This window comes from Streptomyces sp. 3N207, from assembly GCF_052246355.1.
GTDB lineage: Bacteria > Actinomycetota > Actinomycetes > Streptomycetales > Streptomycetaceae > Streptomyces.
In genome coordinates this window covers 152,487-162,646 of the sequence record NZ_JBQQBV010000007.1, presented here as the reverse complement: position 1 = coordinate 162,646, position 10,160 = coordinate 152,487, and the positions used below count along the sequence as shown (strand labels likewise).

At 72.5% G+C, this 10,160-nt stretch carries 2 protein-coding genes; both read right to left on the bottom strand.

Annotation, left to right across the window (positions count from 1 at the left end; all coding sequences use genetic code 11):
- Positions 1–23: 23 nt before the first annotated feature.
- Positions 24–8,375: an SDR family NAD(P)-dependent oxidoreductase gene (locus ACTWP9_RS13665; RefSeq protein ID WP_443246467.1), complete on the bottom strand. Its 8,352-nt coding sequence runs from the start codon at positions 8,373–8,375 to the stop codon at positions 24–26.
- Positions 8,376–8,979: 604 nt separating this feature from the next.
- Positions 8,980–10,101, bottom strand: a complete 1,122-nt coding sequence (locus ACTWP9_RS13660) for a DUF6421 family protein (protein ID WP_443246359.1) — start codon at positions 10,099–10,101, stop codon at positions 8,980–8,982.
- Positions 10,102–10,160: the final 59 nt, after the last annotated feature.

Here is a 10,160-nt window from a genome sequence, read left to right as displayed (position 1 = left end):
CGAGCAGCTTCTCGTCGCTCATGTCAGGGCCTTCCCAGCTCATCGTCGATCAGGGCAAAGAGCTCGTCCGCGCTCGCCGCGGCGACCTCGTGGTCTCGGGTCGGCTCCGCCGCCTCCTCCTCGGGGCTCAGCGTCGCCAGCAGCTCCCACAGCCGGGTGGTGACGGCCGATCGCAGGTCGTCGTCGGCGACGGCGGTCACGCTCTCCTCCAGCCGGTCCAGCTCGGCGAGGAGCGGCCCCTGCGCCGCCGACCGCGCCGCCGCCGGTTGCTCCGCCGCCGGTTGTTCCGCGTCCGACGGCTCCGGGGCGAGCCCCTTCAGCAGGTGCCGCGCCAGCGCGGTGGGGCTCGGGTGGTCGAACGTCACCGTGGCGGTCAGCGTGAGCCCGGTGAGGGTGCTGAGCCGGTTGCGCAGTTCCAGCGCGGTCAGGGAGTCGAGGCCCAGGTCGGTGAAGCCTCGGTCGGGGGTCACATCGGAAGGGCCCGAGCGGCCCAGTACGGCCGCGATCTCCGACTGCACCATCCGGCGCACCGTCAGCTCGCGGTCGTGGTCGGACATCGTCAGCAGCTTGTCGCGCAACGGCTGTGCGCCCTCCTGCGCCCTGCCGCGGGGGGCCGAGGCCGGGGCAAGTCCGCGGAGCACCGCGGGCTGCCCGGTGTCGGGGAGCCCGGACATGTCGAGCCAGGCGGGCACCAGGTGTGCCCGGTCCGCGCCGAGCCCGAGGTCGAGCAGGGCCAGCCCGCCGTCCGTGGGCAGCGGACGCAGCCCCATGCGGGCCATCCGTTCCCTGTCGGTGTCGGCCAGACGGCCGGTCAGACCGGTGCTCTGCTCCCACAGGCCCCAGCCCAGTGACACCGCGGGCAGCGCCTGGGCACGCCGGTGCTGGGCCAGCGCGTCGAGGAACGCGTTGCCGGCCGCGTAGTTGGCCTGGCCGGGCAGGCCGACCGTGGCCGAGACGGAGGAGTACAGCACAAACGCCGACAGGTCGAGGTCACGGGTCAGTTCGTGCAGCTGCCAGGCCGCGTCCACCTTCGCCGACAGCACGGCGTGCAGCCGCTCCGGCGTCAGCGAGAGCACCGCGCCGTCCTGTAGCGTCCCCGCCGCGTGCACCACGGCGCGCAGCGGCGCCGAGGCGGGCACGGACGCGATGACGTCGGCCAGCGCGTCCCGGTCGGCCACGTCGCAGGCGGCCACCGAGACGGAGGCGCCCGCCGCGGTCAGCTCCGCCACGAGGTCCTCCGCGCCGTCGGCGGCCGTACCGCTGCGGCTGACCAGCAGCAGGTGGCGTACTCCGTGCCGGGCCACCAGGTGCCGCGCCGTCGTGGCGCCGAGTCCCCCGGTGCCGCCGGTGATCAGGACGGTGCCGTCGGGGTCGAGGGGCGGCCGGTCGGCGTCGGGTGCCGGGACCGAGCCGCGGGCGAGCCGGGGCACGAGGACCCGGCCCGAGTCCAGGGCGACCTGCGGCTCGCCGGTCGCCAGGGCGCGGCCCAGCTCGTCGGCCGTCGGCTCCTCGGCACCGTGGGAGTCCACCAGCACGATCCGGCCGGGGTGTTCGGTCTGGGCCGACCGCAGCAGGCCCCACACGGTGGCGGCGGCGAGGTCGATGCCGGCGTCCGGCTCGGTGGCCACCGCCCGCCGGGTGACGACCACCAGCCGGGACGAGCCGTCAGGGTCCTGCTCCAGCCGGTTCTGTACATCCAGCAGCACGGACTCGACGGTCTTGTGGACGGCCTCGGGCACCTCCTCCGCGCCCGGCGTGACCGGCATGACCGGCAGTACGGCGGTCGAGGCGTCCGGCCGGACGGGCTCGCCCGGGACGGTGACCTCGCGCCAGTCCACCTGGAAGAGCTTGGGGTCGACCCGACGCGCTTCCAGCGGCCGCAGGGTGAGGGAGTCGACGGAGAGCACCCCGACGCCGCTGCCGTCGGTCACCGTCAGCGATGCCCGGTCCGCACCGGCCGGGCTGATCCGGACCCGTAGCTGGGACGCGCCCGCCCGCGCCAGCCGCACCCCGGACCACGAGAACGGCACCATGGGAGCGGAACCGGAGCCCGCTTGAAGCACCAGTGGATGGAGCGCGGCGTCCACCAGCGCCGGGTGGACCTGGAACGGCCCCGCATCGTCGTGCAGCGCGATGTCGACGAGGAGGTCGTCGCCGTGCCGCCACACCTGCCGCAGGTTCCGGAACATGGGCCCGTACTCCAGGCCGCGGGCGGCAAGCTCGTCGTACCAGCCCGTACGGTCCATCGGCACGGCTTCGGCGGGTGGCCACTCGGTCAGCACGACGCCCGTGTCCTCGGGCTCTTGTGCGCTCACCACTCCGGTGGCGTGGAGCTGCCATCCCTCGTCGGCGCCGCCGCGGACGCGGCTGTGGATGCGGACGGCGCGGTGGCCGGTGTCGTCCGGGGGCGCGGCCGTCAGCTGCACCTCGGCCTCGTCCCGCTCCGGCACCACCAGCGGCGTGTGCAGGGTCAGTTCGTCCACCACGCTGCCGATCCGCAGGGCCATCTCCAGCAACGCGGTCCCCGGCACCACGACCTGACCGACCACGCGGTGGTCGGCCAGCCACGGCCGCGCGCGCAGCGACAGCCGTTCCGTGAGGACGGTGCCGCCGCCGTTCGCGAGTTCCACGGCGTCCCCCAGCAACGGCTTGTCGGCCGTGGCGTCCAGCCAGTAGCGCTGGTGCTGGAAGGCGTAGGTCGGCAACTCGACGAGGGACGCACCAACGCCGTCGAAAGCGCGGCCCCAGTCCACCGCGACCCCGCGCGTCCACACCTGCGCCACCGAGGTGAGGAACCGGCCCAGGCCCCCCTCGTCGCGCCGCAGCGACCCCGAGACCATCGAAGCCGCCGCCTCTCCCACGCGGCCCTCCAGGCTCTCCTGGACACTCATGGAGAGCACCGGGTGGGAACTGACCTCGATGAAGGTGCCGTAGCCCTGCTCGGCCAGTGCCTCCACAGCCGACCGGAAGTGCACCGTCCGCCGCAGATTCCGGTACCAGTAGCCCGCGTCCAGCAGTCCCTCGCCCAGCCAGTCCTGTTCGACGGTCGAGAAGAACGGCACCTGGGCCGGCCGGGGACGCACGTCGGCCAGCACCCGCGCCAGTTCGTCCTCGATCCGCTCCACATGAGGGGTGTGGGAGGCGTAGTCCACCGGGACCTTGCGCGCCCGGACCCCGTCCGCCTCGCAGACGGAGAGCAGTTCGTCCAGCGCCTGCGGCTCACCGGCGACCACCGTGGAGGTCGGACCGTTCAGCGCCGCCACCCAGAGGCGGCCCTGCCACGCCTCCAGCCGGGACTCCGCCTCCGTCGGCGGCAGGGCCACGGACATCATCCCGCCGAGCCCGGCCAGCCCCTTCGCGACCGCCTGCGAGCGCAGCGCGACGATCCGCGCCGCGTCCTGAAGGGACAGCGCCCCTGCCACACAGGCGGCGGCGATCTCGCCCTGCGAGTGCCCCACCACGGCCGACGGTTCGACGCCGTACGAGCGCCACAGCGCGGCCAGCGACACCATCACCGCCCAGGACGCGGGCTGCACCACGTCCACCCGCTCCAGCGTCGGTTCGCCCGGCACCTGCCGCAGCACACTCTCCAGTTCCCAGTCCGTGAACTGCGCCAGTGCCTCGGCGCACTCGCGGAAGCGCTCGGCGAAGACCGGTGAGGCGTCCAGCAGTTCCACGGCCATGCCTGCCCACTGCGAGCCCTGGCCGGGAAAGACGAACACCACCGGGGCACCGGTCGGCCGGGCCGCTCCCTGGACGGTGCCCGGGGCTTCCGCACCCTGCGCCAACGCGTCCAGCCCGGCCAGCAGCGCATCCCGCCCGTCGGCCACGACCACGGCGCGGTGCTCCAGCGCGGCCCGCGACACCGCCGTCGACCAGCCGACATCCGCCGGGCGCAGGTCCGCGTCGGCCTCCACATGGCTGCGCAGCCGGTCCGCCTGGTCCCGCAGCGCCGCCTCGGACTTGCCGGACAGCACGACCGGTACGGGGAATGATGCGGCGGGCCGGGAGGCTGCCCCTTGCCGACGTTCGCCGACTGCGGGCCCTTCGTGGTTGCTCGCGCAGCCCCCCGCGCCCCTTACGGGGCGCTCGTCCCCTGCGCTGTCCCCCGTTGCGGGGTGCGGCGGCTGCTCCAGGACGACGTGCGCGTTGGTGCCGCTGATCCCGAACGACGACACCGCGGCCCGGCGGGGCCGTTCGGCCGCGGGCCACGGCTGCTGCTCGGTCAGCAGCGAGACGGCGCCCGCCGACCAGTCCACATGCCGCGACGGCTGCTGGACGTGCAGCGTCCGCGGCAGCACACCGTGCCGCAGGGCCAGCACCATCTTGATCACGCCGGTCACGCCCGCCGCCGCCTGTGTGTGGCCGAGGTTGGACTTCACCGACCCCAGCCACAGCGGCCGGTCGCGCTCCTGCCCGTAGGTGGCCAGCAGCGCCTGCGCCTCGATGGGGTCACCGAGCGCGGTGCCGGTGCCGTGCGCCTCCACCGCGTCGACGTCCGCGGGGCTCAGTCCGCCACTGGCCAACGCGTCGCGGATGACCGACTGCTGTGACGGGCCGTTGGGGGCGCTCAGCCCGTTGGAGGCGCCGTCCTGGTTGATGGCGGAGCCGCGCAGCACGGCCAGCACCCGGTGCCCGTTCGCCTGCGCGTCCGACAGCCGCTCCAGCACCAGCATGCCCACGCCCTCGGACCAGCCCGTGCCGTCGGCCGCGTCCGAGAACGCCTTGCACCGCCCGTCGGGCGACAACCCGCCCTGCCGCGAGAACTCCACGAACATTCCGGGCGTGGACATCACCGCCACACCGCCCGCCAGCGCCAGCGAGCACTCCCCCGACCGCAGCGACTGCGCCGCCAGATGGACCGACACCAGCGACGAGGAACATGCGGTGTCCACCGACACGGCCGGACCCTCGAAACCGAAGGTGTAGGCGACACGGCCGGACGCCACACTGGGAGCTCCGCCCGTCAGGGCGTGGCCGCCGAAGCTGTCGGACGTCTCGTGCAGCCGGGGCACATAGTCCTGGTCCGAGACACCGGCGAAGACGGCCGTACGGCTCCCGCGCAGGGACGCGGGGTCGAAACCGGCCCGCTCCAGCGCCTCCCACGACACTTCCAGCAACTGCCGCTGCTGCGGGTCCATCGCCCGCGCCTCGCGCGGGCTGATCCGGAAGAAGTCGGCATCGAAATCCAGCGCGTTCGCCAGGAAGCCTCCCGTACGGACGTGTCCGGTGTCCGCCGGCTCCAGGCTCCAGCCGCGGTCCTCGGGGAACGCCGAGATCGCGTCCCCGCCCTCGGTGACGAGCTGCCACAGCTCCTCGGGGGACGACACGCCGCCCGGCAGCCGGCAGCTCATGCCGACGATCGCGATGGCGTCGTCGTCCGAGGCGGCGCGTCCGGCGGCCCGGTGCCGGTCCTGGCGCTGCCCCGACAGCGCGTCGTGGAGGTGCCGCACGAGAGCGGCGGGGGTGGGATGGTCGAAGAGCAGTGTGGTCGGCAGCCGCAGGCCGGTGGCGCGGCTCAGCCGCCTGCTGATCTCCACCGCCGTGACGGAGTCGGAGCCGAGTTCCTTGAACGAGCGGTCCGCCTGGACCGCGCCCGGGTCGCCATGCCCGAGGACGGCGGCCGTCTGTGCGCGGATCAGCGTCCACAGTTCCGGCTCCCCCGGGCCGGACGGCTCGGCGAGGGCTTCGGCCATGGGAGACGGTGTGTTGTGCGCCGGTGACTGCGGTGCCGGTGGCGGCTCCAGCGGTACGGACCCGGCCGCGCCCGCCCCGGCGAGCCAGTGCGGCTGTCGCTGGAAGGCGTAGGTGGGCAGTGCCACGGTCCGGGCGCCCGTGCCCTCGAACACGGGCCGCCAGTCCAACTCGACGCCCTGGACGTACAGCTCGGCCATGGACAGCAGCAACCGCCGCCTGCCGCCCTCGCCGCGGCGCAGGGTACCCTGCACCACCGCGCCCGGGGCACTGCTCACCGTGTCCTGGACAGCCATGGTCAGCACCGGGTGCGGACTGGCCTCCACGAACACCCCGTGGCCGTCCGCGGACAGCGCCCGGACGGTCTCCTCCAGCCGCACCCGCTCCCGCAGATTCCGGTACCAGTACTCGGCGTCCAGCGCCTCCGCGGTCAGCCGGCCGCCGGTGACCGTGGAGTGGAACGCGATATCGGTGTCCCGCGCTGCGATGTGGCCCGCGGCCCGCAAGACGTCGTCGCGGATCTCCTCGACCTGCGGGGAGTGCGAGGCGTAGTCGATCGGGACCATCCGGGCGCGCACGCCCCTGGCCTCGCACTCGGCCACCATCTCCCGCACGACGTCGACGGGGCCCGATACGACAACCGCGTTCGGGCCGTTCACCGCGCCGATCGTGACGCGGGTCCGGTCGACGTCCTCGACGGACATCGCGAGCTGGGCCATCGCTCCACGCCCCGACAGCCGGGTGACGATGACCCGGCTGCGCTCGACCATCAGCCGCACGGCATCCTCGAGAGACACGATCCCCGCCGCACAGGCAGCGGTGATCTCGCCCTGGGAGTGGCCCACCACGGCGGACGGCAACAGCCCCACGGAGCGCCACACCTCGGCCAGCGACACCTGCACCGCGAACAGCGCGGGCTGCATCACATCCATGCGCCGCAACGCGGCCTCGTCGTCGAGCACTTCCCGCAGCGACCAGTCGACCAGGCCGTCCAGCAGTCGGGCGCACTCGTCCATCCGGGCGGCGAACACCGCCGAGGACTCCCACAGTTCCCGTGCCATCCCGGCCCACTGCGGGCCCTGCCCCGGGAACATCCACACCACGCCCGAGGCGGGGCCCGTCACGCCCTCCACCACATGCGGCGACGGTTCGCCCGCCGCCAACGCGGCCAGCCCCGCGCAGAGTTCGGCGCGGTCCGCGGCGACGACGACACCGCGGTGCGCCAGCGCCGAGCGCGTCGTCACGGTCGCGTACGCCACGTCCTTCGGGCGCAGCTCGCTGTCGGCCTCCACCCGCTCCAGCAGCCGCCCCGCCTGGGCCCGCAGCGCCGTCTCGGTCCTGCCCGACACCACCACGGGCACCGGTACGGGGGCGGGCGAGCCGTCCCCGGTGCCGCCGGGTACGGCGGGCGCTGCGGGCGTCTCCTCCTCCGGAAGGGCAGGGGCGTCCGCGACCACCATGTGGCAGTTGGTGCCGCCCAGGCCGAAGGAGCTGACGCCTGCGAGCCGGGGGCCCTCGGGCCAGGGGCCTGTGGTGTCGTTCACCCGGAGCTTCAGCCGCTCCATCGGGATCGCCGGGTTGGGCTCGGCGTAGTTCAGGCTCGGCGGGAGGAGGCCGTGTCCGAGGGACAGCGCGACCTTGATCAGTCCGACGACGCCCGCAGCACCGTCGAGGTGCCCGATGTTGGTCTTCACCGAACCGACGGCCAGGGGCTGCCCGTCCGGCCGTTCCCGGCCGAGCACCGAGCCGAGCGCTTCCGCCTCGACGGGGTCCCCCGCCTTGGTGCCGGTGCCGTGCAGCTCGACGTACCGCACCTGCCCCGGCTCCACCTCGGCCCGGGCGAAGGCGGCACGCAGCAGCTCCCGCTGCGCGTCGCCGTCGGGGACGGTGAGGCCCGCGCCGCCACCGTCGTTGTTCACCGCGCTGCCGAGCAGGACACAGTGCACCCGGTCGCCGTCGGCGACCGCGTCGGCCAGGCGCTTGAGGACGACGATGCCCCCGCCCTCGCCGCGGACGGTGCCGTTGGCGCGCGCGTCGAAGGTGTAACAGCGGCCGTCCGGCGACAGGGCACCGGCCCGGGCGAAGGCGAGCGTGCTGTCAGGCGTCAGATTCAGATGGACGCCACCGGCCAGCGCCAGCCCGGTGGCGCCGGACAGCAGGCTCTCGCACGCCATGTGCACGGCGACCAGCGAAGAGGACTGCGCCGCGTCGACGGTGAGGCTCGGCCCCCGCAGGCCGAGGTGGTAGGAGATCCGGTTGGCGATCACGCCCCGGCTCAGTCCGGCCAGCGAGTGGTGGGACACGGCGTCGCCGCCGTACCGGTGGACGAGCGCGGCGTAGTCGTCCCCGGTGGCGCCGAGGAACACCGCGGCGGAGCCGCCGCGCAGGGTCTCCGGCACCACGTCGGCGTGCTCCAGCGCAATCCAGCTCAGTTCCAGGGCGAGCCGCTGCCGCGGGTCCATCGCCGCGGCCTCGCGGGGCGAGATACCGAAGAACCCGGGGTCGAAGTCGGCGATCCCGTCGAGGAATCCACCGCGCCTCAGCCCTGCCGGACCGAGGTCCTCCGGAACACCGCCGAGGTCCCACCGTCCCTCGGGTACGTCGTCGATCGCGTCGACGCCGTCACGCAGCAGCCGCCAGAAGGCGTCGATGTCGTCGGCCCCGGGAACGCGGCAGGACATACCGACGACGGCGATCGCGCTGTCGGCCGGTGGGCATGACGTGTTCGTGTCCGGGTGCTTCCGCTCCGGATGCTCCTGTCGCACGTGGCTCCTCATGCGCACTCGCGCGTACACGCCCGGTCCGGGCCGGTGCCGGCGCCCACCGGGATCGTCCCCGTGGACGCACGCGCACCGTCCCCGTGCGGCACGGGCCCCGGCAGCTGCGCCACCGAATCCCGGACCAGGCCGGTGAAGGGCTGTTCCTTGCCTTCGCGTAAACGGATTCGTGTAAACGGAAAAGGGTTGTCACCCGGGACAGGTCACGGAAAATTCCGGGACCTGCCGGGAAAGAACAACAACGGAATTGCACCGTCAGGATCGGGGAGCATCACCGCTACGCCCGCAAAAAGTCACTGTGTTTCACCACGCCCCCGTTGCGCCGGGCCGCGAATTTCACGGCCGCGGACCCCCAGAGGAGCCTCCCCATGGCTCCCGACGACCCCTCTGGCAGTCGACGTCGATCATATCGGAAGCGCCCAACTGAATGCAATGAAAGGCGAGTTGTGACCTGATTCATCCCAGCAGCGGCGAGCGCTCCTTCGCCCTCGGCAACCCCGGCCGGCTGTCAGACGCCCAGCCGCTCCTTTATCTCGGCGAAGAACGGGATGTGACGGTAGTCCTTCGCCTCCGGGTCGTAGTCCGTGTACTGGTTGGTGAATTCCAGCAGAGTCTTCTGGACGTCTTCGACGGGCGTGGTGTGGATCTGCTCCTCGATCCGCTCGATCTCTCCGAGGAACTGCGCCAGAGCAGCGGGAAGCTCCGGGTGCAGCCGGATCGATCCTCCGGTCAGCTCGATTCCGCCGTGCTGGGACAGGTAGTTGAAGAGGAGTTGCGAGGCGACGGCGTCATAGTTGGGGCGCGGAATCCCCTCGACCGCGTAGCGGAGCAGCCGCTCGGAGAGGATGTACTCGTACGCCAGCTGCGACTCGCGGGCCGGCAGTTCCCCGTCGTTCAGGCATACCAGCATCGCGGAGACATCGACGCGCAGTTCCTCCAGCCCGGCGAGCGGCTTCCGCTTCTTGTACGGAAGGAAATCCGGGATGGGCATGTCCCCGTGCCGGTGGTGGTATTCGTGCAGTCGCACCCACCACGAGGACGCCTGCTCGACCGTGACGTCATCGACGCCCCTCAGGTGGGGGAAGCTGTCCTCGGCCATCACCGCGTCGATCATCTTCCGGGTGATGCGGTTGTGCCGTTCGACGAACTTGTTGATGAAGTAGAAGATCAGGTCGTCGCCCTGCTGGACGCCGTCGATGTGGTTCTCCGGGAACAGCGCCACCACGACCCGCGACGCGAACCCCTTCGAGCTGGTCGTGATGTTCACCGGCATGGTGTTGCTGGCGTACCGGGTGGCCAGATGCGGATTCGTCGGCAGTGTCTCGTACGTCAGGTACTCCAGCGACAGGGAGGGGAAGTACGAGGCGTCGAAGAGGGAGAATATGTGGTGGTCGCGCTCTTCGCTGATATGTGCCTTGACGGTGGCCAGGCGGGGCTCGGCCGAGAAGTTCCGGAGATCCTCGACCAGTGCCTTGGCCGCGGGCTGCTGCCCGAGGTTCGGCGCATCGGATATGCGCTGCGCCAGCTTGTCCAGAAAGCCCTGGTCACGGAATGCGTCGCGGGATCCTTTGACGTCCTCGCGAAGTTCGTCGACCTCGCGGATGACCTCGGCTGTCGTGCTGTTCGACATGGTGCACCTCCTTTTCGGACATGGACACTTGCTGCACCGGGCCGCTCGGCCCGGGCCAC

What these genes read in the sequence shown, in the direction of transcription:
- ACTWP9_RS13665 (WP_443246467.1), bottom strand. Translation starts at nt 8,375, where the DNA reads ATGTCCTGCCGCGTTCCCGGGGCCGACGACATCGACGCCTTCTGGCGG.
- ACTWP9_RS13660 (WP_443246359.1), bottom strand. Translation starts at nt 10,101, where the DNA reads ATGTCGAACAGCACGACAGCCGAGGTCATCCGCGAGGTCGACGAACTT.